Annotated in this window: 32 protein-coding genes; all 32 read left to right on the top strand. The window is 44.6% G+C overall.

The annotated features are described in order from the left end of the window. Positions 1 to 67: 67 nt before the first annotated feature. The 32 genes from rplL to rpsK all read left to right on the top strand — a co-directional run bounded on the left by rplL (position 68) and on the right by rpsK (position 24,606). A complete protein-coding gene (rplL, locus tag B158_RS0109350; RefSeq protein WP_018625107.1) occupies positions 68 to 445 on the top strand; it encodes a 50S ribosomal protein L7/L12 in 378 nt (125 codons plus the stop codon). Between the two features lie 168 nt (positions 446 to 613). After that, on the top strand, positions 614 to 4,681 hold the full coding sequence (gene rpoB / locus B158_RS0109355; RefSeq protein WP_018625108.1) for a DNA-directed RNA polymerase subunit beta: 4,068 nt from the start codon (positions 614 to 616) through the stop codon (positions 4,679 to 4,681). Between the two features lie 78 nt (positions 4,682 to 4,759). Then, positions 4,760 to 8,980 carry a DNA-directed RNA polymerase subunit beta' gene (rpoC, locus tag B158_RS0109360; RefSeq protein ID WP_018625109.1) on the top strand — a complete coding sequence of 1,407 codons (4,221 nt, stop codon included), beginning with the start codon at positions 4,760 to 4,762 and terminating at the stop codon, positions 8,978 to 8,980. A 133-nt stretch (positions 8,981 to 9,113) separates the two neighbouring features. Next, complete coding sequence (gene rpsL, locus B158_RS0109365; RefSeq protein ID WP_018625110.1) at positions 9,114 to 9,488, top strand: 30S ribosomal protein S12; 375 nt, start codon at positions 9,114 to 9,116, stop codon at positions 9,486 to 9,488. Between the two features lie 288 nt (positions 9,489 to 9,776). Further along, the gene (rpsG, locus tag B158_RS0109370) at positions 9,777 to 10,250 is read left to right on the top strand and encodes a 30S ribosomal protein S7 (RefSeq protein ID WP_018625111.1); all 474 of its coding nucleotides are present in this window, start codon (positions 9,777 to 9,779) and stop codon (positions 10,248 to 10,250) included. Positions 10,251 to 10,265: 15 nt separating this feature from the next. Beyond that, positions 10,266 to 12,365 (top strand): elongation factor G, encoded by a 2,100-nt coding sequence (fusA, locus tag B158_RS0109375; protein ID WP_018625112.1) that lies wholly within the window; start codon positions 10,266 to 10,268, stop codon positions 12,363 to 12,365. Positions 12,366 to 12,411: 46 nt separating this feature from the next. Further along, the gene (locus B158_RS0109380; RefSeq protein WP_018625113.1) at positions 12,412 to 12,846 is read left to right on the top strand and encodes a GTP-binding protein; all 435 of its coding nucleotides are present in this window, start codon (positions 12,412 to 12,414) and stop codon (positions 12,844 to 12,846) included. 310 nt (positions 12,847 to 13,156) lie between these two features. Next, positions 13,157 to 13,468 (top strand): 30S ribosomal protein S10, encoded by a 312-nt coding sequence (rpsJ, locus tag B158_RS0109385; RefSeq protein ID WP_018625114.1) that lies wholly within the window; start codon positions 13,157 to 13,159, stop codon positions 13,466 to 13,468. A 49-nt stretch (positions 13,469 to 13,517) separates the two neighbouring features. Continuing rightward, positions 13,518 to 14,150, top strand: coding sequence for a 50S ribosomal protein L3 (rplC, locus tag B158_RS0109390; RefSeq protein WP_018625115.1), 633 nt, complete (start codon positions 13,518 to 13,520; stop codon positions 14,148 to 14,150). A gap of 17 nt (positions 14,151 to 14,167) precedes the next feature. Then, positions 14,168 to 14,770 (top strand): 50S ribosomal protein L4, encoded by a 603-nt coding sequence (gene rplD / locus B158_RS0109395; protein WP_018625116.1) that lies wholly within the window; start codon positions 14,168 to 14,170, stop codon positions 14,768 to 14,770. After that, positions 14,767 to 15,063, top strand: coding sequence for a 50S ribosomal protein L23 (rplW, locus tag B158_RS0109400; protein ID WP_012800373.1), 297 nt, complete (start codon positions 14,767 to 14,769; stop codon positions 15,061 to 15,063). Before rplD ends, rplW begins: the two co-directional genes overlap by 4 nt. 15 nt (positions 15,064 to 15,078) lie before the next feature. Next, positions 15,079 to 15,906 carry a 50S ribosomal protein L2 gene (gene rplB, locus B158_RS0109405; protein WP_018625117.1) on the top strand — a complete coding sequence of 276 codons (828 nt, stop codon included), beginning with the start codon at positions 15,079 to 15,081 and terminating at the stop codon, positions 15,904 to 15,906. 11 nt (positions 15,907 to 15,917) lie between these two features. Further along, positions 15,918 to 16,199 (top strand): 30S ribosomal protein S19, encoded by a 282-nt coding sequence (gene rpsS, locus B158_RS0109410; RefSeq protein ID WP_018625118.1) that lies wholly within the window; start codon positions 15,918 to 15,920, stop codon positions 16,197 to 16,199. A gap of 15 nt (positions 16,200 to 16,214) precedes the next feature. After that, positions 16,215 to 16,547, top strand: a complete 333-nt coding sequence (gene rplV / locus B158_RS0109415) for a 50S ribosomal protein L22 (protein WP_012800376.1) — start codon at positions 16,215 to 16,217, stop codon at positions 16,545 to 16,547. A gap of 9 nt (positions 16,548 to 16,556) precedes the next feature. Further along, the gene (gene rpsC, locus B158_RS0109420) at positions 16,557 to 17,258 is read left to right on the top strand and encodes a 30S ribosomal protein S3 (protein ID WP_018625119.1); all 702 of its coding nucleotides are present in this window, start codon (positions 16,557 to 16,559) and stop codon (positions 17,256 to 17,258) included. Positions 17,259 to 17,270: 12 nt separating this feature from the next. Then, a complete protein-coding gene (rplP, locus tag B158_RS0109425; protein WP_018625120.1) occupies positions 17,271 to 17,678 on the top strand; it encodes a 50S ribosomal protein L16 in 408 nt (135 codons plus the stop codon). Then, complete coding sequence (gene rpmC, locus B158_RS0109430) at positions 17,678 to 17,869, top strand: 50S ribosomal protein L29 (RefSeq protein ID WP_018625121.1); 192 nt, start codon at positions 17,678 to 17,680, stop codon at positions 17,867 to 17,869. Before rplP ends, rpmC begins: the two co-directional genes overlap by 1 nt. Next, complete coding sequence (gene rpsQ, locus B158_RS0109435) at positions 17,869 to 18,126, top strand: 30S ribosomal protein S17 (RefSeq protein WP_018625122.1); 258 nt, start codon at positions 17,869 to 17,871, stop codon at positions 18,124 to 18,126. The genes rpmC and rpsQ overlap by 1 nt, the downstream gene beginning before the upstream one ends. Positions 18,127 to 18,235: 109 nt before the next feature. Beyond that, positions 18,236 to 18,604 (top strand): 50S ribosomal protein L14, encoded by a 369-nt coding sequence (gene rplN / locus B158_RS0109440; protein ID WP_012800381.1) that lies wholly within the window; start codon positions 18,236 to 18,238, stop codon positions 18,602 to 18,604. Between the two features lie 13 nt (positions 18,605 to 18,617). Continuing rightward, entirely contained in the window at positions 18,618 to 18,935 is a 318-nt protein-coding gene (gene rplX / locus B158_RS0109445) for a 50S ribosomal protein L24 (RefSeq protein WP_018625123.1), read from the top strand. Positions 18,936 to 18,960: 25 nt separating this feature from the next. Next, positions 18,961 to 19,500 carry a 50S ribosomal protein L5 gene (rplE, locus tag B158_RS0109450; protein WP_026309343.1) on the top strand — a complete coding sequence of 180 codons (540 nt, stop codon included), beginning with the start codon at positions 18,961 to 18,963 and terminating at the stop codon, positions 19,498 to 19,500. A 10-nt stretch (positions 19,501 to 19,510) separates the two neighbouring features. Further along, positions 19,511 to 19,816 carry a 30S ribosomal protein S14 gene (gene rpsN / locus B158_RS0109455; RefSeq protein WP_018625125.1) on the top strand — a complete coding sequence of 102 codons (306 nt, stop codon included), beginning with the start codon at positions 19,511 to 19,513 and terminating at the stop codon, positions 19,814 to 19,816. 17 nt (positions 19,817 to 19,833) lie between these two features. After that, entirely contained in the window at positions 19,834 to 20,226 is a 393-nt protein-coding gene (gene rpsH, locus B158_RS0109460; RefSeq protein WP_018625126.1) for a 30S ribosomal protein S8, read from the top strand. 13 nt (positions 20,227 to 20,239) lie between these two features. Next, positions 20,240 to 20,770 carry a 50S ribosomal protein L6 gene (gene rplF, locus B158_RS0109465; RefSeq protein ID WP_018625127.1) on the top strand — a complete coding sequence of 177 codons (531 nt, stop codon included), beginning with the start codon at positions 20,240 to 20,242 and terminating at the stop codon, positions 20,768 to 20,770. A gap of 12 nt (positions 20,771 to 20,782) precedes the next feature. Then, positions 20,783 to 21,136 (top strand): 50S ribosomal protein L18, encoded by a 354-nt coding sequence (gene rplR / locus B158_RS0109470; protein WP_018625128.1) that lies wholly within the window; start codon positions 20,783 to 20,785, stop codon positions 21,134 to 21,136. Positions 21,137 to 21,146: 10 nt separating this feature from the next. Continuing rightward, positions 21,147 to 21,650 carry a 30S ribosomal protein S5 gene (gene rpsE / locus B158_RS0109475; RefSeq protein WP_018625129.1) on the top strand — a complete coding sequence of 168 codons (504 nt, stop codon included), beginning with the start codon at positions 21,147 to 21,149 and terminating at the stop codon, positions 21,648 to 21,650. 4 nt (positions 21,651 to 21,654) lie between these two features. Beyond that, on the top strand, positions 21,655 to 21,837 hold the full coding sequence (gene rpmD / locus B158_RS0109480) for a 50S ribosomal protein L30 (RefSeq protein ID WP_018625130.1): 183 nt from the start codon (positions 21,655 to 21,657) through the stop codon (positions 21,835 to 21,837). Between the two features lie 4 nt (positions 21,838 to 21,841). Further along, positions 21,842 to 22,279, top strand: coding sequence for a 50S ribosomal protein L15 (gene rplO, locus B158_RS0109485; protein WP_018625131.1), 438 nt, complete (start codon positions 21,842 to 21,844; stop codon positions 22,277 to 22,279). Then, entirely contained in the window at positions 22,279 to 23,619 is a 1,341-nt protein-coding gene (secY, locus tag B158_RS0109490) for a preprotein translocase subunit SecY (RefSeq protein ID WP_018625132.1), read from the top strand. Before rplO ends, secY begins: the two co-directional genes overlap by 1 nt. 18 nt (positions 23,620 to 23,637) lie before the next feature. Then, entirely contained in the window at positions 23,638 to 23,751 is a 114-nt protein-coding gene (gene rpmJ / locus B158_RS0109495; RefSeq protein WP_012800392.1) for a 50S ribosomal protein L36, read from the top strand. Between the two features lie 87 nt (positions 23,752 to 23,838). Next, complete coding sequence (rpsM, locus tag B158_RS0109500) at positions 23,839 to 24,195, top strand: 30S ribosomal protein S13 (RefSeq protein WP_018625133.1); 357 nt, start codon at positions 23,839 to 23,841, stop codon at positions 24,193 to 24,195. Positions 24,196 to 24,216: 21 nt separating this feature from the next. Beyond that, positions 24,217 to 24,606 (top strand): 30S ribosomal protein S11, encoded by a 390-nt coding sequence (rpsK, locus tag B158_RS0109505; RefSeq protein WP_012800394.1) that lies wholly within the window; start codon positions 24,217 to 24,219, stop codon positions 24,604 to 24,606. The last annotated feature ends 16 nt before the right edge of the window (positions 24,607 to 24,622 follow it).

A 24,622-nucleotide genomic window follows, 5' to 3' on the forward strand; every position in this document is an offset into this window, starting at 1 on the left:
CGAGATCTGTTTAACCGTAGTTTTAACATTTTGTTAATTTTAAATTTAAATACCCAGGAGACTAGAAATGGCTCTATCTAAAGATGATATCTTGAACGCTATTGCTGAAATGAGCGTAATGGAAGTTGTTGAACTTGTTGAAGCAATGGAAGAAAAGTTTGGTGTTTCTGCTGCCGCTGCTGTTGCAGTAGCTGGCCCAGCTGCTGGCGGTGACGCTGCTGCAGCTGCAGAACAAACTGAATTTGACGTAGTAATGAAAAGCTTCGGCGGTAACAAAGTAGCTGTAATTAAAGCTATCCGCGGCATCACTGGTCTTGGCTTGAAAGAAGCTAAAGACATGGTTGAAGGCGCTCCTGTTGCTGTTAAAGAAGGTGTTGAGAAAGCAGAAGCTGAAGACATCAAGAAGCAATTGGAAGAAGCTGGCGCAGAAGTTGAAATCAAGTAATAACCTTTATTACTTGGTGTCTACATTCGACAGCAAACAGTCCAAAATGGCTGGTGACTTAGTCACCGGCCTTTTGCCGTTTTAGCGGCAAGTGGTTAAGAGCCGCACTAAGTAGAAATTTCTACGCAATATATCACTGGTTAAAAGCTAGCTAGCCGAGGAACCCGCATGGCATATTCATACACTGAGAAAAAGCGAATCCGCAAGGATTTTGGTCGACGTTCCAATATTCTCGATGTGCCTTATCTTTTGGCAATCCAAAAAGATTCATACCGTGAATTTCTTGAGCCAAGAGGCGATGAGGATTCAGGTTTGGACTCAGCGTTCAGGTCTATTTTCCCAATTGAAAGTTATTCAGGTAACGCTGCATTAGAATACGTTGGATATTCATTAGGCGAACCTGTCTTTAATGTTAAAGAATGTCAAATTCGTGGCATAACTTATGCTGCGCCGCTTCGCGTTAAGATCCGTCTGGTCATTTATGATAAAGACTCTAAGACCAAAAAAGTAAAGGATATCCGCGAGCAGGAAGTATTTATGGGCGAATTACCGTTGATGACAGAAAACGGTACTTTCGTTATTAACGGCACTGAGCGTGTAATCGTTTCTCAGTTACACCGTAGCCCTGGTGTGTTCTTCGACTCTGATCGAGGTAAAACACACAGCTCAGGAAAACTATTATATCAAGCACGTGTAATTCCTTACCGTGGTTCATGGTTAGACTTTGAGTTTGATCCAAAAGATATGCTTTACGTGCGAATCGACCGTCGCCGTAAATTGCCTGCCTCGATCATTTTGCGTTCGTTGGGTTACAACACCCAAGACATGCTTGACATGTTCTTTGAACGCAACAACTTCTATATCACAAAGAAAGGCGAAGTTCAGTTAGAACTGATCCCATCGCGTTTGCGTGGTGAAACAGCTACCTTTGAAATCAAAGCCAAAGGCAAGGTAGTTGTTGAAGAAGGTCGTCGTATCACTCCTCGACATATTGCTCAGCTGGAAAAAGCGGGTGTTAAAAAGCTGGATGTACCAACTGAGTATATCTATGGCCGTGCACTTGCAACTGACATTATCGACAAAGAGTCTGGCGAGATCATTGCTGAAGCTAATGCTGAGATCACCGAAGAGATTCTTGAAAAAATGATCGAAGCTGGTGTAACTGAAGTTCCAACGCTTTACACCAACGACCTTGATCATGGCCCTTACATGTCAGATACCTTGCGTATCGATTCAACTCGAACTCCGCTTGAGGCGAAGGTTGAAATCTATCGCATGATGCGTCCAGGCGAACCGCCAACACAGGACGCTGCAGAAGCATTGTTTGAAAACTTATTCTTTAATCTTGAGCGTTATGACTTATCACGTGTTGGACGTATGAAGTTCAATCGTCGTGTGGGTCGTGATGAGATTGAAGGTGAAGGAACATTATCTAACGATGATATCATTGATGTTATTAAGACATTGATTGATATCCGTAACGGCAACGGTACAGTCGATGACATCGACCACTTAGGTAACCGCCGTATTCGTTGTGTTGGTGAAATGGCTGAGAACCAATTCCGTGTTGGTTTGGTTCGTGTAGAGCGCGCTGTTAAAGAGCGTCTATCTCAGGCCGAAAGCGAAAACCTTATGCCACAGGATCTGATTAACGCTAAGCCAGTTTCTGCTGCTGTTAAAGAATTCTTTGGTTCTAGCCAGCTATCTCAGTTTATGGATCAGAACAATCCATTGTCTGAGATTACACACAAGCGTCGTGTTTCTGCATTAGGCCCTGGCGGTTTGACGCGTGAACGTGCAGGCTTTGAGGTTCGAGACGTCCACCCAACTCACTATGGTCGTGTCTGCCCGATTGAAACACCGGAAGGTCCAAACATTGGTTTGATTAACTCATTGGCATGTTATGCCAGAACAAACCAGTATGGTTTCCTTGAAACTCCATACCGTCGTGTTGCTGATGGTAAACCAACGGCAGAAGTTGATTACTTGTCTGCAATCGACGAAGGCAAGTTCGTGATTGCACAGGCTAACGCCAACTTGGATAAGAATGGTGCATTCTCTGATGACTTAGTACCATCGCGATTCCAAGGTGAGTTTATGTTGGCTACTCCGGAGCAGGTTCAGTATATGGACGTATCGCCTCAGCAGATCGTATCGGTTGCGGCGAGTATGATTCCATTCCTGGAGCACGACGATGCTAACCGTGCATTGATGGGCTCAAACATGCAACGTCAGGCCGTTCCAACTTTACGTGCTGAGAAACCATTAGTTGGTACTGGTATGGAAAGAACAGTTGCTGTTGACTCGGGTGTTGTAGTTGCAGCAAAGCGTGGCGGTGTTGTTGATCAAGTAGATGCCAGCCGTGTAGTAATTCGTGTTAATGAAGACGAAGTTGGCGACAACGACTCTGGTGTTGATATTTATAACTTCACCAAATACACGCGCTCCAATCAGAACACCTGTATTAACCAGCGTCCAATCGTTAAACAGGGCGACATTGTTGCTCGTGGTGACGTGTTGGCAGATGGCCCATCAACTGACCTCGGTGAGTTGGCGCTTGGTCAAAACATGCGTGTGGCGTTCATGCCTTGGAACGGTTACAACTTTGAGGATTCGATCCTTATCTCCGAAAAAGTGGTACAGGAAGATCGTTTCACCAGTATCCATATTCAGGAACTAACCTGTATTTCTCGTGATACTAAACTTGGTCCTGAAGAGATTACTGCTGATATTCCGAATGTTGGTGAAAGTGCACTTAGCAAACTTGATGAATCAGGTATTGTTTATATCGGTGCAGAAGTAAAACCAGGTGACATTCTAGTTGGTAAGGTTACTCCTAAAGGCGAAACTCAGCTTACTCCAGAAGAGAAGCTGTTGCGTGCTATCTTTGGTGAGAAAGCTTCCGATGTGAAAGATACATCCTTACGTGTGGGCACCTCGACTCACGGTACGGTTATTGACGTTCAAGTCTTTACCCGTGACGGTGTTGAAAAAGATGCTCGTGCTAAAGAAATTGAAAATGCTGAGGTAGCCAGAGCTAAGAAGGACTTGAATGATGAGTTCCGTATTTTGGCAGAAAGTATTTACCAACGTGCACGTAACCTGGTTATGGGTTGTGTTGGTGAAAAAGGTCCAAACAAATTTAAGAAAGGCAGCAAAATCACTGCTGATTACTTAGATAGTCTTGAGCCAGCTCAGTATTTGGAAATTCAATTACGTGTTGAAGAAAAGCAACAGGCGTTGGAGAGCTTGGCTAATTACCTGGCCGAACAGCGTAAAGAGTACGACAAGAAGTTTGAAGTACAGAAGCTGAAAATCACACAAGGTGATGATTTGGCTCCAGGTGTACAGAAAATTGTTAAGGTTTACCTTGCAGTTAAACGTCGTATTCAGCCTGGTGACAAAATGGCCGGTCGTCACGGTAACAAAGGTGTTATTTCAACCATTGTACCTATTGAAGATATGCCATATGACGAAAATGGCGAGCCAGTTGATATCGTTCTGAATCCTCTTGGCGTACCTTCGCGTATGAACATCGGTCAGATTCTAGAAACGCATCTGGGTTGGGCCGCGAAAGGCGTTGGTATTAAAATTGGTGAGTTGCTGGATACTGGTAAGGCACCAAAAACTGTTCGTACCTTCCTGAATAAGGTTTATAACCATCGCGATGAAAAACCTGTTGATTTGTCAGAGATGACAGACGACGAAGTTATGGCGATGGCTGAAAACTTGCGTGCCGGTGTGCCAATGGCAACACCAGTATTCGATGGTGCGACAGAAGAAGATATTCATGCCATGTATGAATTGGCTGAATTACCTAAAACTGGCCAAAGCTGGTTATATGATGGCCGTACTGGTGACCGTTTTGAACGCCCGGTAACCGTTGGCTACATGTATATGCTAAAACTGAACCACTTGATTGACGACAAGATGCACGCTCGTTCAACAGGTTCATACAGCTTGGTTACCCAGCAACCATTGGGTGGTAAAGCTCAGTTTGGTGGTCAGCGTTTCGGTGAGATGGAGGTGTGGGCACTGGAAGCTTACGGTGCTGCTTATACCTTGCAAGAAATGCTCACTGTTAAGTCGGATGATGTGAATGGCCGTACCCGCATGTATAAAAACATTGTGGATGGTGACCATCGCATGGAGCCGGGTATGCCTGAGTCATTCAACGTATTGACGAAGGAAATCCGCTCATTGGCGATTAACATTGAGCTTGAGCACGAAGATTAAGCACTGGCGACTCCATCGGCTCCACTACAAAAGTGGAGCCATTAGGGTAAAGGTTTTAACTCCATTAGGAGAGCGATTGTGAAAGACTTATTAAATTTTATTAAGCAGCAGAACCAGTCCGAAGAGTTTGATGCGATCCGTATTGGCTTAGCATCCCCGGACCAGATCCGCTCTTGGTCTTTTGGTGAAGTAAAAAAGCCAGAGACAATTAACTATCGTACCTTTAAACCGGAACGTGACGGTTTATTCTGTGCCAAAATCTTTGGCCCAGTGAAAGACTACGAGTGTTTGTGTGGTAAATACAAACGATTAAAACACCGCGGTATTATCTGTGAAAAATGTGGTGTAGAGGTTACCTTAACTAAGGTACGTCGTGAGCGTATGGGCCATATTGATTTGGCCTGCCCAGTCGCACACATTTGGTTCCTAAAATCACTACCAAGCCGTATCGGTATGTTGTTGGATATGACCTTACGTGATATCGAGCGCATCCTATATTTTGAAGCTTTCGTAGTAACTGAACCTGGCATGACGACCTTGGAAGCTGGTCAGCTTCTCAGTGAAGAAGGCTACCTGGATGCATTGGAAGAGTTCGGTGATGACTTCGAAGCCAAAATGGGTGCCGAAGCAATCAGTGCACTTCTCGATCTGATTGATCTCAAAGAAGAAGCGCAACGGATTCGTGAGGAAGAAATTCCATCCACAAATTCAGAAACAAAATTAAAGAAGCTAAGCAAGCGCTTAAAGCTTTTGGAAGCATTCCTTGATTCAGGTAATGATCCTCAGTGGATGATCATGACTGTTTTACCAGTGCTTCCACCTGATTTACGTCCACTTGTTCCTCTTGATGGTGGTCGTTTCGCAACTTCTGATTTGAATGACTTGTATCGCCGAGTCATCAACCGTAACAATCGTTTGCGTCGTTTATTGGATCTTAATGCACCAGACATTATTGTCCGTAACGAAAAGCGTATGTTGCAGGAATCTGTTGATGCGTTACTTGATAACGGTCGTCGTGGCCGTGCGATTACGGGCTCCAACAAACGTCCTTTAAAATCGCTTGCAGACATGATTAAAGGTAAGCAGGGTCGTTTCCGTCAGAACCTGCTTGGTAAGCGTGTTGATTACTCTGGCCGTTCGGTTATCGTGGTTGGTCCAACACTTAAGCTACACCAGTGTGGTCTTCCTAAGAAGATGGCACTAGAGTTATTTAAACCATTTATTTACAGCAAGCTTGAATTGCGTGGACTAGCTACAACCATTAAAGCTGCTAAGAAAATGGTTGAGCGTGAAGAGCCAGTAGTATGGGATATTCTGGAAGAAGTTATTCGTGAGCATCCAGTATTACTGAACCGTGCTCCTACACTTCACCGTCTAGGTATTCAGGCATTCGAACCTGTCCTTATCGAGGGTAAAGCGATTCAGTTACACCCTCTGGTCTGTGTTGCGTACAACGCTGACTTTGACGGTGACCAGATGGCGGTACACGTTCCTTTGACCATTGAAGCACAGTTAGAAGCTCGTGCCTTGATGATGTCAACCAACAACATTCTATCGCCTGCAAACGGTGAGCCAATTATTGTTCCAACCCAGGACGTAGTACTTGGCCTTTATTATTTGACACGTGATCGCGTTAATGCAAAAGGCGAAGGTATGATCTTCTCTGATGCGGACGAAGTTCAGCGCGCCTATGCTAACGGCATTGTTGACTTGCATGCAAAAGTGAAAGTCCGTCTGCCAATGGTTGATATTGATGAAGAAGGTAACAAAACTGCCCGCATCGAGCTTGCAGAAACTACTGTAGGTCGTTCGTTACTATGGGGTATCGTCCCAGATGGGATCAGTTTTGACCTTGTGAACAAGCCAATGACAAAGAAAGCGATTTCTAAATTGGTTAATACCTGTTATCGCGAATGTGGTCTAAAAGCTACGGTAATTTTTGCTGACCAGTTGATGTATACCGGTTTTGGTTATGCAACACGTTCTGGTGCTTCGGTTGGTATCGAGGATATGTCGATTCCAGAGGCTAAGGCAGAAATCATTGAAGCAGCTGAAAAAGAAGTCGCAGAAATTCAGGAACAGTTTAACTCTGGTCTTGTGACTCAGGGCGAGCGCTATAATAAAGTTGTAGATATCTGGTCGCATACCAACGAGAAAGTTGCTAAAGCGATGATGGACTTTATTGGCACCGAAGAAGTGGTTGATAAAGAAGGTAATACAGTTCGTCAGCCTTCATTCAACTCAATCTTTATGATGGCCGATTCTGGTGCTCGTGGTAGTGCTGCTCAGATTCGTCAGTTGGCCGGTATGCGTGGTCTGATGGCTAAGCCGGATGGCTCGATTATTGAGATGCCTATTACGGCAAACTTCCGCGAAGGTCTGGATGTATCTCAGTACTTTATTTCGACCCACGGTGCTCGTAAAGGTTTGGCCGATACGGCATTGAAAACAGCAAACTCAGGTTACCTGACTCGTCGTCTAGTTGACGTTGCTCAGGATATGGTGATCACAGAGCATGACTGTGGCACTGAAGAAGGTGTTTACATGTCTCCACTGATTGAAGGTGGTGATGTTGTAGAACCATTGAGTGAGCGTGTACTTGGTCGTGTGGTTGCTGAGCATGTTTATGTTCCAGGCACCGATGACATTTTGGCAGAAGCCGGTACCTTACTTGATGAAAAGTGGGTTGAGACGCTTGAGCAGAACTCAGTCGATCAAGTTAAAGTTCGATCGGTAATTACCTGTCAAACCCGAAATGGTGTTTGTGCTGCCTGTTATGGTCGTGACTTGGCCCGTGGTCATATCATCAACCAGGGTGAAGCAGTTGGTGTTATTGCTGCTCAGTCGATTGGTGAGCCGGGTACACAGTTGACGATGCGTACTTTCCACATTGGTGGTGCTGCATCTCGTGCATCTGCAGATAATAATGTACAGATTAAAAATGACGGTGAAATTCGTCTTAAAAATGCAAAAACTGTTGAGCGTCAGGACGGTAAACTGGTTATTGTTTCTCGTTCATCAGAGTTGAATGTCATTGACGAGTATGGCCGTGAGCGTGAGCGTTATAAAGTACCTTACGGTGCAGTATTAAGCGCAAAAGAAGGTGAGCAGGCTAAAGGCGGCGACATTGTTGCTAACTGGGATCCGCACACCCACCCAATCATTGCTGAGCTGGATGGTAAGATTCAGTTCGTAGACATGATTGAAGGTGTAAACATCGAGCGTCAAACTGACGAACTTACTGGCTTGAGCTCAATCGTAATTACTGAGAACAAGCAGCGTAGTGGTAGTAAGAGCTCAGATGTTAAGCCAGCAATCAAGTTGATTGATAAAAAAGGTAAAGATCTATACATCCCTGGAACTGAAATGCCAGCGGTATACTTCTTGCCTACTAACGCTATCGTGAGCTTGGAAGACGGTGCCGAAGTTAATATCGGTGACGCTATTGCACGTATTCCGCAAGAAAGCTCAAAAACAAAAGATATTACCGGTGGTCTTCCTCGTGTGGCAGACCTGTTTGAAGCTCGTAAACCGAAAGAGCCAGCAATTCTTGCTGAAATTTCAGGTACAGTGAGCTTTGGTAAAGAAACTAAAGGTAAACGTCGCTTAGTCATCACTCCCCAAGACGGTGGCGATACCTATGAAGAGCTAATTCCTAAATGGCGCCAGCTTAACGTTTTCGAAGGTGAAAAAGTTGAGAAGGGTGAGGTGGTATCTGACGGTGCAGATAATCCACACGATATTTTACGCCTGAAAGGAATTACTGAGCTTGCTCGTTACATTGTTAACGAAGTCCAAGAAGTCTATCGTCTGCAAGGCGTAGGCATTAACGATAAGCACATCGAAGTGATTATTCGCCAGATGTTGCGTAAGTGTATTGTCACTGATCCGGGTGACTCACTCTTCCTGAAAGGTGATCAGATGGAAGTAGTAAGAGTGCTTGAGGAAAATGACAAGCTAGTTGAAGCCGGTAAAGATCCGGTGCACTTTGAACGTGTACTTATGGGTATTACCAAAGCTTCATTGGCAACTGAGTCCTTTATTTCTGCGGCTTCTTTCCAGGAAACCACGCGTGTTCTTACTGAAGCAGCAGTTAACGGCAAAACAGATGATCTACGTGGTTTGAAAGAAAACGTTATCGTAGGACGTCTGATTCCAGCAGGTACAGGTCTGACCTATCATGCGGAACGTCGCCGTAAACGCGCAGAGTCTATGGTTGAGGACTTAGGGCTGTCAGCAGACGAAGTTGAGCAGGCATTATCTGACGAGCTCAGCTCAATTAATGAGGGTGAGGACTGATTAGACCGTCAGCTTGGCAAAATGATCAAAGTTTAGCCAAGCTTGACTTTAAATCATGACCTCTTTAGAATAGCGCGCCCTAGAGTTATCGGCGCGCATGTTTGGCGTGAACTAGATATAGAGATTTTATTAAATGGCTACAATTAATCAGCTAGTAAGAAAACCTCGCAAGAAGCAGGTAAAAAAGACAAACGTTCCTGCATTGGAAGCTTGTCCGCAACGTCGTGGCGTTTGTACTCGTGTTTATACCACTACGCCTAAAAAGCCAAACTCGGCTTTGCGTAAAGTAGCTCGTGTACGTCTAACCAACGGTTATGAAGTATCTTCATACATCGGTGGTGAAGGTCACAACCTACAAGAGCACAGCGTTGTACTAATCCGTGGCGGTCGTGTAAAAGACTTGCCAGGTGTACGTTACCACTGTGTTCGCGGTACCCTTGACCTTGCAGGTGTTAAGGATCGTAAGCAAGGCCGTTCTAAATACGGTGCGAAGCGACCAAAAGGTTAATTTCCTATTGCTGCGTTAATTGATTTTTTATTTCAGCAACTCGTTGGTCTAAACGCCAACTTCGCCTTATAAAAAATCAATTGCCTTGCACTAGAAAATTAATAGCAAGTTATTGTTTAACTTGCTCTGGTTTTAATATCTTTGACATATTGAAGCCATACAATTAGAGAATAGTCTAGTAGCTGACCGTCCGGTCGGCTATTTCACTATGTGAGTAAGGCCAGATAAGAATCGTAACAGCTTATTCTGGATTTCCCTGAAGTTACACATGCATGAGGAAAATTTAACATGCCAAGAAGACGTGTTGTCGCGAAACGCGAAATCCTTCCTGATCCTAAGTTCGGAAGTGAATTGTTAGCGAAGTTCATCAACGTTTTGATGCAAGATGGTAAAAAATCTACTGCAGAGAAAATCGTTTATGGTGCTTTGGACATTATCACTGAGAAAAAATCAGGCGAAGAACCATTAGAACTATTTGAGAAAGGCCTGGATAACATCCGCCCAATGGTGGAAGTTAAGTCTCGCCGTGTTGGTGGTTCTACCTATCAGGTACCTGTAGAAGTACGCCCTGCGCGTCAAACAGCACTAGCTATGCGCTGGTTGACTGATGCTGCTCGTAAGCGTAGCGAAAAGTCAATGCGTGAGCGTTTGGCTGGCGAGGTACTTGATGCATTGGAAGGCCGTGGCTCAGCTGTTAAGAAGCGTGAAGATGTTCACCGTATGGCTGAAGCTAACAAAGCTTTCTCACATTTCCGTTGGTAATCCAAGGAGTTTATTGTGGCACGTAAAACCCCTATTAACAGATACCGTAACGTTGGTATCTGTGCGCACGTAGATGCTGGTAAAACCACTACTACCGAGCGTATTCTTTTCTACACTGGTCTTTCACATAAGATCGGTGAGGTGCATGATGGCGCCGCTACCATGGACTGGATGGAGCAGGAGCAGGAGCGTGGTATTACAATTACCTCCGCGGCTACTACGACATTCTGGCGTGGTATGCAAGCTCAGTTCGATGAGCACCGTATCAATATTATCGACACCCCTGGACACGTTGACTTTACCATTGAGGTAGAGCGTTCATTACGTGTACTAGATGGTGCTGTAGTTGTATTGTGTGGTTCGTCAGGTGTTCAGCCTCAAACTGAAACTGTATGGCGTCAGGCAAATAAATACGAAGTTCCACGTATGGTATTCGTTAACAAAATGGACCGTACTGGTGCAAACTTTGACATGGTTGTAAGTCAGCTGAAATCACGCTTGAACGCAATTGCTGTTCCGATGCAAATGACCATTGGTAGCGAAGATGAATTCAAGGGTGTTGTCGATCTTGTCAAGATGAAAGCGATCATCTGGAATGAAGAAGACATGGGTATGACCTTTGAATATCAGGACATCCCGGCAGATCTTCAAGACAAGTGCGAAGCAATGCGCATGGAAATGATTGAAGCTGCAGCAGAAGCTACCGAAGAGTTGATGGAAAAGTATTTGGAAGGCGGCGAGCTTACTGAAGAAGAAATCAAAATGGGAATTCGTAAGCGTACATTGGCTAACGAAATCATTCCTGTGTTTGGTGGTTCTGCATTCAAGAACAAAGGTGTTCAGGCTGTACTTGACGCTGTTATTGAATATATGCCTTCACCAAAAGAAGTTAAAGCGATTCAAGGTACTATCGACGAAGAAGGCGAGCAGTTTGAAATTCGTGAAGCTGATGATGATGCTCCATTTGCAGCATTGGCGTTCAAGATTGCAACTGACCCATTCGTTGGTACTTTGACGTTCTTCCGTGTTTACTCAGGTGTTATTAACTCTGGTGACAGCGTTTACAACTCTGTAAAACAGAAGAAAGAGCGTATCGGTCGTATTGTTCAGATGCATGCAAACAGCCGTGAAGAAATCAAAGAAGTTCGCGCTGGTGACATCGCTGCCGGTGTTGGCTTCAAAGATGTAACTACTGGTGACACCTTATGTGACCTAGAACATAAAATTGTTTTAGAGCGTATGGAGTTCCCTGAACCAGTTATTTCTGTTGCAGTTGAGCCTAAAACTAAAGCTGACCAAGAAAAAATGGGTATTGCTTTAGGTAAGTTAGCGCAGGAAGATCCATCTTTCCGTGTTCGTACCGATGAAGAGTCAGGCCAAACCATTATTTCTGGTATGGGTGAGCTTCACTTGGACATCCTTGTTGATCGTATGAAGCGTGAGTTTAAAGTTGAAGCGAACATTGGTGCGCCTCAGGTTGCTTATCGTGAGTCTATCCGTAATACCGTTGAAGTCGAAGGTAAATTCGTACGTCAATCAGGTGGTCGCGGTCAGTACGGTCATGTTTGGGTTAAACTTGAGCCTCAGGAAGCTGGTACTGGTTTCGTGTTCGAAAATGCCATCGTCGGTGGTGTTGTTCCTAAAGAATACATTGGTGCAGTTGCTAAAGGTATCGAAGAGCAGCTTGAAAATGGTATCTTGGCTGGCTACCCAGTACTTGATGTTAAAGCGACTCTTTATGACGGTTCTTACCACGATGTCGACTCATCTGAAATGGCGTTTAAGATTGCTGGTAGCATGGCTGTTAAAAATGCAGCAAAATCTGCAAACCCTGCACTACTTGAACCTATGATGAAAGTCGAAGTTGTTACTCCTGAAGAGTACATGGGTGACGTTATGGGTGACCTTAACCGTCGTCGTGGACTTGTGAAAGGTATGGGTGAGAACTCATCAGGTAAAGTGATTGATGCGGAAGTACCGCTTTCAGAAATGTTTGGTTACGCTACTGACGTACGCAGCTTGTCGCAAGGTCGTGCTAGCTTCACCATGGAGTTCTCGCACTATGCAGAAGCTCCAATGAACATTGCTGAAGCAATCATGAGCAAGAATTCTTAATTTAATTTGAAATATTAGTTCCAAACTTTAATTAGAGGAATTGAAAATGGCTAAAGAAAAATTTGAACGTACGAAACCGCACGTAAACGTAGGTACTATTGGCCACGTTGACCACGGTAAAACGACTCTAACTGCAGCAATCTGTACCGTATTGGCGAAAGTCTATGGTGGTTCAGCACGTGCATTCGCAGACATCGACAACGCTCCAGAAGAAAAAGAGCGTGGTATCACGATTTCTACGTCACACGTTGAGTATGAAACTCCAAACCGTCACTACGCGCACGTAGACTGCCCNCGTACAACTGACGTTACTGGTGCTGTAGAGCTACCAGAAGGCGTAGAGATGGTAATGCCAGGCGATAACATCAAAATGAACGTAGAGTTGATCGCACCGATTGCGATGGACGAAGGTTTGCGCTTTGCGATCCGTGAAGGCGGTCGTACAGTAGGCGCGGGTGTTGTTGCTAAAATCATCGAGTAATCGATAATCGGCACTCAAAAAGCGAGTCTTCGGGCTCGCTTTTTTATTCTTAAGAAAAAGTGAGTTATTTAGGAAAAGGCTTGTTTTCCATTGGCTTTTACCCTATAATTCGCGTCCCTTTGTAGGCGTAACGGCCACTATTAGGGTTGTTCTTGCGAAGCAATTTCAGACTTTTTTAAAAGTAAGTTATTGATTTTGCTAACAACAGGCTCGATTGGAGTCTGATTAAAGTTTGGTAACCGCACCCCTCGATGTAGCAGGGTGGAGCGGTTTTTTATGTTCTTTAATTTTAAAAGTGGAGTTCTTTGCAATGGCAAAGCAACGTATTCGAATCAGATTGAAAGCGTTTGATCACAAGTTGATTGACCAATCGACTTCAGAGATCGTAAATACCGCTAAACGTACAGGTGCTCAGGTAAAAGGTCCTATCCCTTTACCAACTCGTAAAGAGCGTTTCACCATCCTGATTTCTCCGCACGTTAATAAAGATGCGCGTGATCAGTATGAAATTCGTACGCATAAGCGTTTGGTGGACATCATCGAGCCAACAGAAAAAACAGTTGATGCTTTGATGAAGTTGGATTTGGCTGCTGGTGTTGATGTTCAAATTAGCCTTTCTTAAGGCAACACTAGAAGCAAGGTAGATAACCATTTCGGTTGAGGTTTAAAACATGGCTATCGGAATAGTAGGTATAAAACGAGGTATGACTCGTGTCTTCACTGAAGACGGCGTGTCTATCCCGGTTACCGTAGTAGAAGCCGATCCAAACCGCATCGCGCAGTTGAAAACAACTGACGTTGACGGTTATGAAGCGGTACAGATTACTACAGGAAGCCGTAAAGCAAACCGCATCACTAAGGCGGAAGCTGGTCATTATAAGAAAGCTGGCGTTGAAGCAGGTCGTGGTTTGTGGGAGTTCCGTGTGAATTCTCTTGACGGCTTTGAAGTTGGTGGCGAAGTTAAAGTTGATATTTTTGAAGCGGGCCAAAAAGTTGATGTAACCGGTACCTCTAAAGGTAAAGGTTATGCTGGCGCTATCAAGCGTTGGAACTTCCGCGGTCAAGATAGTACCCACGGTAACTCTTTGTCACACCGTGCTCCAGGCTCTATTGGTCAAAACCAAACTCCTGGTCGCGTATTCAAAGGCAAAAAGATGTCAGGTCACATGGGTGCTGAGCGTGTAACAGTACAAACTCTTGAAGTTGTACGTGTTGATGCTGAGCGCAATTTGTTGTTAATCAAAGGTGCCGTCCCAGGCGCTACCGGTGGTGACGTTATCGTACGTCCTGCTGAGAAAGCCTAGGCCAAGAGGAGTTGACTATGGAACTTAGTTTAACATCTGGCGGCGCAATCAAGGTTTCTGAAGTGGCTTTTGGTCGTGAGTTTAACGAATCATTAGTTCACCAAGTGGTCGTTGCTTATCTAGCGGCTGCGCGTGCCGGTACTCGTGCACAAAAGAACCGTAGCGCTGTTAGCGGTGGTGGTAAAAAGCCATGGCGTCAAAAAGGTACAGGTCGTGCCCGTGCTGGTACAATCCGTAGCCCACTATGGCGCAAAGGTGGTGTAACTTTCGCTGCACAACCACAAGACTATACACAAAAAGTAAACCGCAAAATGTATCGCGGTGCTATCCAGAGCATTCTTTCTGAGTTAGTTCGTCAAGAGCGTTTGATCGTTGTTGAAGACTTCTCAGTATCAGCACCAAAAACTAAAGAATTGGCTGCTAAGTTGAAAGAACTGGATACTAAAGAAGCACTTATCATTACAGATTCTGTTGATGAGAATTTGTTCTTAGCTTCTCGCAACTTGCATAAAGTTGACGTTCGCGATGTGAATGCTCTTGATCCAGTTAGCCTAATTGGTTTTGACAAAGTGATCATGACTGTCCCTGCGGTTAAGAAAGTAGAGGAGATGTTAGGATGAACCAAGAGCGTATCTTAAAAGTTCTTCTGGCCCCTCACGTTTCAGAGAAAGCGACGATTTTGGCTGAGCGCGATGGTCAGTTTGTATTTAAAGTGGCCAAAGATGCTAACAAGCGTGAAATCAAGAAAGCCGTTGAGACCTTATTTGAGGTTGAAGTGGAATCTGTTCGCACTTTGAACATGAAAGGTAAGCGTAAGCGTTTTGGTCTAGTTGAAGGTCGTCGTCCAAACTGGAAAAAAGCCTACGTATCATTGAAGCCTGGTCAAGACCTTGACTTTGCAGGCGGCGAGTAAGAAGGAGACAAGTAAATGGCAATTGTAAAAGCTAAACCAACTTCTCCTGGACGCCGCTTTGTCGTAAAAGTGGTCAACCCAGATTTGCACAAGGGTAAACCTGAAGCAAGTTTGTTGGAGAAGAAAACCAAAAATGGTGGTCGTAACAATAACGGTCGCATTACTGTGCGTCACGTTGGTGGTGGTCATAAGCAACACTACCGTGTTATCGACTTTAAACGTAATAAAGATGGTATCCCAGCGAAAGTTGAGCGTCTTGAGTATGATCCAAACCGTAGTGCGCATATCGCATTGGTTTGTTACTCAGATGGTGAGCGTCGTTACATTATCGCTCCAAAAGGCTTACAAGCTGGTGATCAAATCATTTCTGGCGATGCTGCACCTATCAAAACAGGTAATACATTGCCAATGCGTAACATTCCAGTAGGTTCTGTTGTTCACAACATCGAACTTAAACCTGGTAAAGGTGCGCAAATGGTTCGTAGCGCAGGTGCTTATGCACAAATCGTTGCACGTGGCAGTGCATACGTAACTCTACGTTTGCGTTCGGGCGAAATGCGTAAAGTGCTTGCAGAATGTCGCGCCACCGTAGGTGAAGTTGGCAATTCTGAGCATATGTTACGTAGCTTGGGTAAAGCTGGTGCTAAGCGCTGGCGTGGTGTTCGCCCAACAGTTCGAGGCGTCGCGATGAACCCGGTAGACCACCCGCATGGTGGTGGTGAAGGTCGTACCTCTGGTGGTCGTCATCCTGTAACTCCATGGGGTGTTCCAACCAAAGGTAAGAAAACCCGTAGTAATAAGCGCACTGACAAGTTGATTGTCCGTCGCCGCAACAAACGATAGAGGATAGCACTGTGGCACGTTCGTTAAAGAAAGGCCCATTCATTGACCTTCATTTATTGAAGAAGGTTGAAGAAGCTGCGGCCTCTGGTAACAAGAAACCGATTAAAACGTGGTCTCGTCGTTCAACTGTTTTCCCTGAAATGGTTGGTTTGACGATTGCCGTTCACAATGGTCGTCAACACGTACCTGTTTTCGTAAATGAAGACATGGTAGGTCATAAGTTAGGTGAGTTTGTATTAACTCGTACTTACTATGGCCACGATGTTGACAAAAAAGCCAAGAAAAAGAAGTAAGGCGAGGAGTGAAAGATGGAAGTAGCAGCTAAATTGCGCAATGCTAGCATCTCGGCACAGAAAATGCGTCTCGTCGCCGATCAGATTCGTGGCTTGCCAGTAGAGAAAGCGTTGAACGTTCTTGAGTTTAGCCCAAAAAAGGCAGCTCGTTTAATTAAGAAAGTTCTTGAGTCTGCGATTGCTAACGCTGAGCACAATGAAGGCGCAGATATCGACGAGTTGAAAGTTTCAACTGTATTCGTTGATGAAGGCCCAACTGCCAAGCGTATGCGTCCGCGCGCTAAAGGTCGTGGCGACCGTATTTTAAAGCGTTCTAGCCACGTAACCGTTAAAGTATCGGATAACTAGGAGAAGGTAATGGGTCAAAAAGTACATCCTACTGGTATCCGCTTAGGTATCGTAAAGAAGCATACTGCAACCTGGTATGCTGAGCGCGGCGATTTTGCGGATAACCTTGAAAGTGATATCAACATCCGTAAGTGGTTGTTCAAAGAATTGAAGAGCGCCTCTGTATCACGTGTTGATATCGAACGCCCTGCAAAAGCAATTCGTGTGACTATTCACACTGCGCGTCCAGGTATCGTCATTGGTAAGAAAGGTGAAGATATTGAGAAGTTGCGTGCCAAAATTGCTGATATGGCAGGCGTTTCAGCCCAAGTATCTGTTGAGCAAGTACGTAAACCTGAGCTAGATGCACAGCTAGTTGGTGATAACGTAGCACAACAGCTTGAGCGTCGTGTAATGTTCCGTCGTGCAATGAAGCGCGCAGTTCAGAATGCAATGCGTCTTGGTGCTGAAGGTATCAAAATCGAAGTAAGTGGTCGTCTAGGTGGCGCCGAAATCGCTCGTACTGAGTGGTATCGTGAAGGTCGTGTACCGTTGCATACATTGCGTGCGGACATCGACTACGCAACTTCAGAAGCTTTGACGACTTACGGAATCATCGGCATTAAAGTATGGATTTTCAAAGGTGAAGTTCTTCCTGGCCAAGAAAAAGTTGAGCCAAAAGAAGATAAAAAACCTCGCCGCAGAAAACCTGCTCCTAAAGCTAAGAAGTAGGGGTGAGCAAGTATGTTATTGCCAAAAAGAACTAAATATCGCAAGCAGCACAAGCTGCGTAACCGTGGCACAGTAGCTCATGATGTGAGCTTCGGTGAGTTCGGTTTGAAAGCGACAGGTCGCGGTCGTATGACAGCACGCCAAATTGAGGCTGCTCGTCGTGCAATGACCCGTCATATGAAACGTGCCGGTAAGGTATACATTCGTGTATTCCCTGATAAGCCAATTACCAAAAAGCCACTTGAAGTGCGTATGGGTAAAGGTAAAGGTAGCGTTGAGTACTGGGTTGCACAAATTCAGCCAGGCCGTATGTTGTATGAAGTTGAGGGTGTTTCTGAGGATTTGGCACGCGAAGCATTTGCTTTAGCGGCTGCTAAACTTCCTTTCAAAACAACCTTTGTTAAACGGACGGTGATGTAATGAAAGCGACAGAATTGAAAGACAAGAGCGTTGAAGAGCTCAACGTAACGTTGCACGAATTGTTACAAGATCAATTCAAGTTACGTATGGAAAAGGCTACGGGCCAAATGACTGAAACGCACAAATTACGTGCCTTACGTCGTGACATTGCTCGTGTTAAAACCATCATCAACCAAAAGGCGGGTTCATAATGAGCACTGATACTATTCAACGCACATTACAGGGCAAAGTCATCAGCGACAAGATGGATAAATCTATCACTGTGTTGATTGAGCGCCAGGTAAAACACCCGCTATACGGTAAGTTCATCAAGCGTTCGACTAAAATCCACGCTCACGATGAATCTAACGAGTGTAAAGCAGGTGATGTAGTCCGAATCGTTGAGTGTCGTCCTATCTCTAAAACTAAGTCATTTAAGTTAGTTGAGATAGTTGAGCGCGCCAACTAAGTTAGGATAAGCCGGCCCCGAGCAATTAGTTTTCCTCGGGGTTAGGAATTTAAGTAATTTAATGGTATACTCTCGCGCCATTTTAGCGCGGGTTTAAGCGGAGAAAACCATGATCCAGATGCAATCAATGCTAGACGTAGCTGATAACTCAGGCGCTCGTCGAGTAATGTGTATTAAAGTACTGGGTGGTTCGCATCGCCGTTACGCCAACATTGGTGACGTAATCAAAGTGAGCGTAAAAGAAGCGATCCCACGCGGTAAGGTGAAAAAAGGTGACGTTCTAAACGCAGTAGTTGTACGTACCCGTAAGGGTGTACGTCGTCCAGACGGTTCTTTGATCCGTTTCGATGGCAATGCTGCTGTTATTTTGAACAATAACTTACAGCCGATTGGTACTCGTATCTTTGGACCTGTTACACGTGAACTACGTGGTGACAAGTTTATGAAGATCGTGTCTTTGGCACCGGAAGTACTGTAGAGAGACGAGAATCATGCAAAAGATTAAAAGTGGCGACGAAGTCATCGTAATCGCAGGCAAAGATAAAGGTAAACGCGGTAATGTTAAGCGTGTTTTATCAAATGGCCGTGTGATCGTAGATGGCATCAATTTGGTGAAGAAACACACCAAGCCAAGTCAAAATCCGGATGGTTCTATCAATGAAGGTGGAATTATCGATAAAGAAGCATCGTTGGATATTTCTAACGTGGCGATTTATAACCCTTCTACCGGTAAAGCTGACCGTGTTGGCTTTAAAGTAGAAGAAGGCAAAAAATCACGCTTCTTTAAGAAAACTGGCGAAGCAATTTAATTTGTTAATATTCAGGTAATTAATGATGGCGAAACTGCACAACTTTTACAAAGAGACTGTTGTACCTCAGCTTCTAGAGAAGTTTGAGTACAAATCAGTTATGCAAGTCCCACGCATTACCAAGATCACATTAAACATGGGTCTGGGTGAAGCTATTGCGGACAAGAAAATTCTTGAGCACGCAGTCAACGACATGACAGCTATCTCAGGCCAAAAGCCGGTCATCACTAAAGCTCGCAAATCAATCGCAGGCTTTAAGATTCGTGACGGTTATCCAATTGGCTGTAAAGTGACTCTGCGTGGCGAGCGTATGTGGGAATTCCTAGAGAGATTAATTTCTATCGCGGTTCCACGTATTCGTGACTTCCGTGGTTTGAATCCTAAGTCTTTCGACGGTCGCGGTAACTACTCAGTTGGTATCAAGGAACAAATTATTTTCCCTGAAATCGACTACGATAAAGTAGACAAAATCCGCGGTATGGATATTACCATTACCACCACGGCAACTACCAATGACGAAGGTCGCGCATTACTAGATGCGTTTAACTTCCCATTGAAATCATAAGGGGCACGCTATGGCTAAAACATCAATGATTGAGCGTGAATTAAAGCGTGCAAAGACTGTAGAAAAGTACGCTGCAAAACGCGCTGAGCTTAAAGCAATCATCAAGAATCCTAACTCTTCTGAAGAAGAAGTTTGGGAAGCTCAGGTGAAGCTTCAGAAGCTACCACGTAATGCAAATCCTGTGCGTCAACGTAACCGTTGTCGTGTAACTGGACGTCCACATGCTTACCTACGCAAATTCGGCCTATGCCGTAATAAGCTTCGTGAGCATGCTATGAAAGGTGACGTTCCTGGTTTGGTTAAGGCTAGCTGGTAAGGCTTGGGAGAATCACAATGAGTATGCAAGATCCAATTGCAGATATGTTGACTCGTATTCGTAACGGCCAGACCGCTGCGAAGAAAACTGTCACTATTCCTGCATCTAAATTAAAGAAAGCTATTGCTCAAGTACTAGTAGATGAAGGTTTCATCGCTGGCTTCAGCGTAGAAGAAGGTTCAAAGCCGACAATGACTGTTGAGTTGAAATACTACCAAGGTCGTCCGGTTATCGAGGAATTGAAACGTGTAAGTCGTCCAGGTCTACGTATTTATAAGAAAGTAGACGAATTGCCAAAAGTTATTGGTGGTTTGGGCGTTGCGATCATTTCTACTTCTAAAGGTGTTATGACTGACCGCGCGGCTCGTAAGAATGGCCACGGCGGTGAAGTTCTTTGCACTGTAGCGTAAGGGGAGATTTAAGATGTCACGTGTAGCAAAAAGCGCTGTATCTATCCCTTCAGGTGTTGAAGTAAACATCAAAGATGGCGTGATCAGTGTAAAAGGTTCAAAAGGTCAGCTAGAACAGGCTTTGCATTCTGACGTTGAATTAAAAGTTGAAGACGGTGAAATAACTTTCGCTCCTTCAGCTGGCGCAGAAAGCTGGGCAATGGCTGGTACATATCGTGCACTAGTTAACAATATGATTACAGGCGTTACCAACGGTTTCGAAAAGAAACTACAGCTTGTAGGTGTTGGTTATCGTGCACAGGTTCAAGGTAAAAAATTGAACTTAAGCCTAGGTTTCTCTCACCCAGTAGAGTTTGAAGCACCAGAAGGTATCACTATTGAAGCGCCTTCTCAGACAGAATTACTTGTTAAAGGTGCTGACAAACAAGTCGTGGGTCAGGTTGCGGCAAACATTCGTGCCTATCGTCCACCAGAGCCTTACAAAGGTAAAGGTGTTCGCTATGCTGACGAGCGTATTGTTCGTAAAGAAGCCAAGAAGAAATAGTAGGGCAGGGTTATGAAGAAGAAAATTCAACGTTTGCGTCGTGCGGCTAAAAGCCGTGCAAAAATGCATGAACTAGGCGTTAATCGTCTAGTTATTAACAGAACCCCTCGCCACATTTACGCACAAGTAATCAGCGGTGAGAACGGTAATGTGATCGCTAGCGCTTCGACTGTTGAGAAGACAGTTCGCGGTGACGTTAAGTCAACGGGTAACGTAGATGCTGCAAAGCATGTCGGTACTTTAGTTGCTGAGCGTGCCTTAGAAGCGGGTGTAAAGCAGGTTGCTTTCGACCGTAGTGGTTTTAAATATCATGGTCGCGTTCAGGCTTTAGCTGATGCGGCTCGTGAGAAAGGCTTACAATTCTAAGGTGTGAAGCATGGCAAAAGATATGAATAACCAAGAAGGTTTAGTTGAGAAATTGGTCAACGTAAACCGCGTTGCCAAGGTGGTTAAAGGTGGTCGTATTTTCGGCTTCACAGCTTTGACTGTTGTTGGTGATGGTAAAGGTAAAGTTGGCTTTGGTCGTGGTAAAGCAAAGGAAGTTCCTGTTGCGATTCAAAAAGCGATGGAACAGGCTCGTCGTAATATGATTCAAGTTGAATTGAAAGACGGCCATACTTTGCAACATCCAATCAAGGCAGCGCACGGTGCATCTAAAGTTTATATGCAACCAGCTTCCGAAGGTACTGGTATTATCGCAGGTGGTGCGATGCGTGCGGTATTTGAAGTGCTAGGTATCCAAAATATCTTGGCAAAAAGCATTGGCTCTACAAACCCAATTAATATTGTTCGCGCAACTATTAACGGTTTGAAGCAAATGACTTCGCCAGAAGACATGGCTGCCAAGCGTGGTAAAACTGTAGAAGAGATTTTGGACTAAGACCATGGCAAAGAAAATGATGAAAGTAACGCAGACGCGTTCAAGCATCGGTCGCTTGGACAGCCATAAGGCTTGCTTGCGTGGCCTGGGTTTGCGTCGTATCGGTCATACTGTAGAAGTTGAAGATACTGCTTCAACTCGCGGTATGGTAAATAAAGTTTACTACATGGTTAGCGTAGAGGAGTAATATCATGCGTTTAAATACATTGATGCCAGCTCCTGGTAGTAAAAAAGATCGCAAACGTGTTGGTCGTGGTATCGGTTCTACTGATGGTAAAACTGCAGGCCGTGGTCATAAAGGTCAGAAGTCACGTTCAGGTGGTTTCAACAAGATCGGTTTCGAAGGCGGTCAGATGCCATTGAAACAGCGTTTGCCAAAGTTTGGTTTTAAATCGCGTAAAGCTTTAGTAACTTCAGAAGTTCGTCTTAGTGAGTTAGCTAAAGTTGAAGGTGAAGTTGTTGATATGTTGAGCTTGAAAAAAGCTGGATTAATCACAAACAACATCGAAAACGTTAAAATCATGCTATCGGGCAACATCGAGCGCGCAGTAACAGTTACCGGCGGAGTTCGTGTTTCCAAAGGCGCAAAAGCTGCTATTGAAGCGGCTGGTGGAAAGGTTGAAGAATAATGGCATTATCACCACAGCAAATTGCTAAAGGCGGTGGTTTAAGTGAGCTCAAACAGCGTTTGCTGTTTGTGCTCATGGCTATTATTGTTTTCCGGATTGGCTCTTTTATTCCAGTTCCGGGCGTTGACGGCTCTGTTTTGCAAGCTTTCTTGGAAAATCAGGGTGGAACTATCTTTACGATGTTCAACGTATTCTCAGGAGGGGCGCTTGAGCGTGCTTCTGTTTTTGCTCTAGGTATCATGCCGTACATTTCGGCTTCGATTATCATGCAAATCTTGAGTTTTGTTGATCCGCGTCTGAAAGAGATCAAGAAGGAAGGCGAAAGCGGTCGCCGTAAAATCAATCAGTATACTCGTTACCTAACGGTTGCCTTGGCAACTGTACAAGCGGTTGGTATGTCTACTCAGTTACCTGGTATTATTCCTGGTCTAGTGGCAAACCCTGATTTTTCATTCTACTTTATCGCGGTAGTAACTTTGGTTACCGGTACCATGTTCTTAATGTGGTTGGGTGAGCAAATTACTGAACGTGGTATAGGTAATGGTATTTCTATCATTATCCTGGTAGGTATTGTTGCTGGTTTCCCTCAAGCCATTAGTCAGATTTTTGGACAGGCTTATGACGGGGACCGTAACATTCTTGGCGTACTTGTTTTTGGTATCTTCGCATTAGCGGTTGTGTACTTCATCGTTTGGTTCGAAAGAGCTCAACGTAGAATTACCATTAACTATGCGAAACGCCAGCAAGGCAATAAGGTTTTTGCAGCCCAAAGTAGTTTCTTACCTATGAAGCTTAATATGGCCGGTGTTATTCCAGCGATTTTTGCTTCTAGTATCGTTTTGTTCCCAGGCACTTTGTTGTCTTGGTTCGGTAGCGGTTCAGGTGAAGTTACCTGGTTAACCACCATGGCGCAAAACCTACAGCCAGGTAAACCTGTATACATTATGTTGTATGCCGTCGGTATTATCTTCTTTGCGTTTTTCTATACTGCATTAACGCAAAACCCAAGAGATACTGCCGATAACTTAAAGAAGTCAGGGGCATTTATTCCAGGTATTCGTCCTGGACAGCAAACAGCACAGTATCTTGATAAAGTCACAACACGTTTGACTTTCTGGGGTGCTCTTTACATGACCGCTGTATGTTTAATGCCAGAATTTCTGATCCTGATCTTTAATTACCCGTTCTACTTCGGTGGAACTTCACTGCTGATCATCGTTGTTGTTGCCATTGATTTTATGGCTCAGGTGCAAGCTCACCTTATGTCGCAGCAATATGATTCAGTACTTAAGAAAGCGAATCTTAAGAAACAGGGCCCATCGGGTCGTGTTCGTCGCTAAAGCATGTTGGAGTAGCAAATGAAAGTTCGTGCTTCTGTAAAAAAAATGTGCCGTAACTGCAAAGTGATTCGTCGTCACGGCAGTGTTCGCGTTATCTGTACTGACCCACGCCATAAACAGCGTCAAGGTTAGTCATTTAATTGGTTGATTTTTAGGCGTGATGTGGCTAGAATACGCGGCCTTTCACGCCTGCTTATTAAATTTAGGAGAAATTGTTAAATGGCTCGTATAGCTGGTATTAACATTCCGGTACATAAGCATGCTGATGTCGCCTTGACCGCTATCTATGGTATCGGTCGTCCTCGTGCACAAAAAATTTGTGCTGCTGCAGGAATTGAAACTACTGCAAAGATCAAAGATTTGAACGAAGACCAAATTGAGAATCTACGTAACGAGGTGAGCAAATTTACCGTTGAAGGTGATTTGCGTCGCGAAATCAACATGAATATTAAACGTTTGATGGACTTGGGTTGTTTCCGTGGTATCCGTCATCGTCGTAACCTGCCATTGCGCGGTCAACGTACGAAGACTAATGCCCGTACCCGTAAAGGTCCTCGTAAACCAATCAAGAAATAATGGTTATGGTGGAATTAACACATGGCTAAATCACCTCGTACTACCAAAAAGAAAGTTAAAAAGCACGTTGTCGATGGTATGGCGCATATTCATGCGTCGTTTAACAATACCATCGTAACGATCACAGATCGTCAGGGTAATGCTCTTGCATGGGCAACTTCTGGTGGTTCTGGCTTCCGTGGTTCACGTAAATCGACTCCATTTGCTGCACAGGTAGCTGCTGATCGCGCTGCTCAAGTAGTTAAAGAAATGGGTATGAAGAACGTTGAAGTATTTGTTAAAGGTCCTGGACCAGGTCGTGAATCAGCAGTTCGTGCTTTGAATGCAGCTGGCTTCAAGATCACTAACATTACTGACGTGACGCCTATTCCTCATAATGGTTGTCGTCCGCCTAAAAAGCGTCGTGTATAAGAGATTAACGGGAGTT

It is taken from the genome of Kangiella aquimarina DSM 16071 (assembly GCF_000374105.1).
Classification (GTDB): Bacteria; Pseudomonadota; Gammaproteobacteria; order Enterobacterales; family Kangiellaceae; genus Kangiella; species Kangiella aquimarina.

Bases quoted from the DNA above. Each gene is read 5' to 3' on its own strand.
- rplL (WP_018625107.1), top strand. From the start codon at position 68: ATGGCTCTATCTAAAGATGATATCTTGAACGCTATTGCTGAAATGAGC.
- rpoB (WP_018625108.1), top strand. From the start codon at position 614: ATGGCATATTCATACACTGAGAAAAAGCGAATCCGCAAGGATTTTGGT.
- rpsL (WP_018625110.1), top strand. From the start codon at position 9,114: ATGGCTACAATTAATCAGCTAGTAAGAAAACCTCGCAAGAAGCAGGTA.
- rpsG (WP_018625111.1), top strand. From the start codon at position 9,777: ATGCCAAGAAGACGTGTTGTCGCGAAACGCGAAATCCTTCCTGATCCT.
- rpsJ (WP_018625114.1), top strand. From the start codon at position 13,157: ATGGCAAAGCAACGTATTCGAATCAGATTGAAAGCGTTTGATCACAAG.
- rplC (WP_018625115.1), top strand. From the start codon at position 13,518: ATGGCTATCGGAATAGTAGGTATAAAACGAGGTATGACTCGTGTCTTC.
- rplD (WP_018625116.1), top strand. From the start codon at position 14,168: ATGGAACTTAGTTTAACATCTGGCGGCGCAATCAAGGTTTCTGAAGTG.
- rplW (WP_012800373.1), top strand. From the start codon at position 14,767: ATGAACCAAGAGCGTATCTTAAAAGTTCTTCTGGCCCCTCACGTTTCA.
- rplB (WP_018625117.1), top strand. From the start codon at position 15,079: ATGGCAATTGTAAAAGCTAAACCAACTTCTCCTGGACGCCGCTTTGTC.
- rplV (WP_012800376.1), top strand. From the start codon at position 16,215: ATGGAAGTAGCAGCTAAATTGCGCAATGCTAGCATCTCGGCACAGAAA.
- rpsC (WP_018625119.1), top strand. From the start codon at position 16,557: ATGGGTCAAAAAGTACATCCTACTGGTATCCGCTTAGGTATCGTAAAG.
- rplP (WP_018625120.1), top strand. From the start codon at position 17,271: ATGTTATTGCCAAAAAGAACTAAATATCGCAAGCAGCACAAGCTGCGT.
- rpmC (WP_018625121.1), top strand. From the start codon at position 17,678: ATGAAAGCGACAGAATTGAAAGACAAGAGCGTTGAAGAGCTCAACGTA.
- rpsQ (WP_018625122.1), top strand. From the start codon at position 17,869: ATGAGCACTGATACTATTCAACGCACATTACAGGGCAAAGTCATCAGC.
- rplN (WP_012800381.1), top strand. From the start codon at position 18,236: ATGATCCAGATGCAATCAATGCTAGACGTAGCTGATAACTCAGGCGCT.
- rplX (WP_018625123.1), top strand. From the start codon at position 18,618: ATGCAAAAGATTAAAAGTGGCGACGAAGTCATCGTAATCGCAGGCAAA.
- rplE (WP_026309343.1), top strand. From the start codon at position 18,961: ATGGCGAAACTGCACAACTTTTACAAAGAGACTGTTGTACCTCAGCTT.
- rpsN (WP_018625125.1), top strand. From the start codon at position 19,511: ATGGCTAAAACATCAATGATTGAGCGTGAATTAAAGCGTGCAAAGACT.
- rpsH (WP_018625126.1), top strand. From the start codon at position 19,834: ATGAGTATGCAAGATCCAATTGCAGATATGTTGACTCGTATTCGTAAC.
- rplF (WP_018625127.1), top strand. From the start codon at position 20,240: ATGTCACGTGTAGCAAAAAGCGCTGTATCTATCCCTTCAGGTGTTGAA.
- rplR (WP_018625128.1), top strand. From the start codon at position 20,783: ATGAAGAAGAAAATTCAACGTTTGCGTCGTGCGGCTAAAAGCCGTGCA.
- rpsE (WP_018625129.1), top strand. From the start codon at position 21,147: ATGGCAAAAGATATGAATAACCAAGAAGGTTTAGTTGAGAAATTGGTC.
- rpmD (WP_018625130.1), top strand. From the start codon at position 21,655: ATGGCAAAGAAAATGATGAAAGTAACGCAGACGCGTTCAAGCATCGGT.
- rplO (WP_018625131.1), top strand. From the start codon at position 21,842: ATGCGTTTAAATACATTGATGCCAGCTCCTGGTAGTAAAAAAGATCGC.
- secY (WP_018625132.1), top strand. From the start codon at position 22,279: ATGGCATTATCACCACAGCAAATTGCTAAAGGCGGTGGTTTAAGTGAG.
- rpmJ (WP_012800392.1), top strand. From the start codon at position 23,638: ATGAAAGTTCGTGCTTCTGTAAAAAAAATGTGCCGTAACTGCAAAGTG.
- rpsM (WP_018625133.1), top strand. From the start codon at position 23,839: ATGGCTCGTATAGCTGGTATTAACATTCCGGTACATAAGCATGCTGAT.
- rpsK (WP_012800394.1), top strand. From the start codon at position 24,217: ATGGCTAAATCACCTCGTACTACCAAAAAGAAAGTTAAAAAGCACGTT.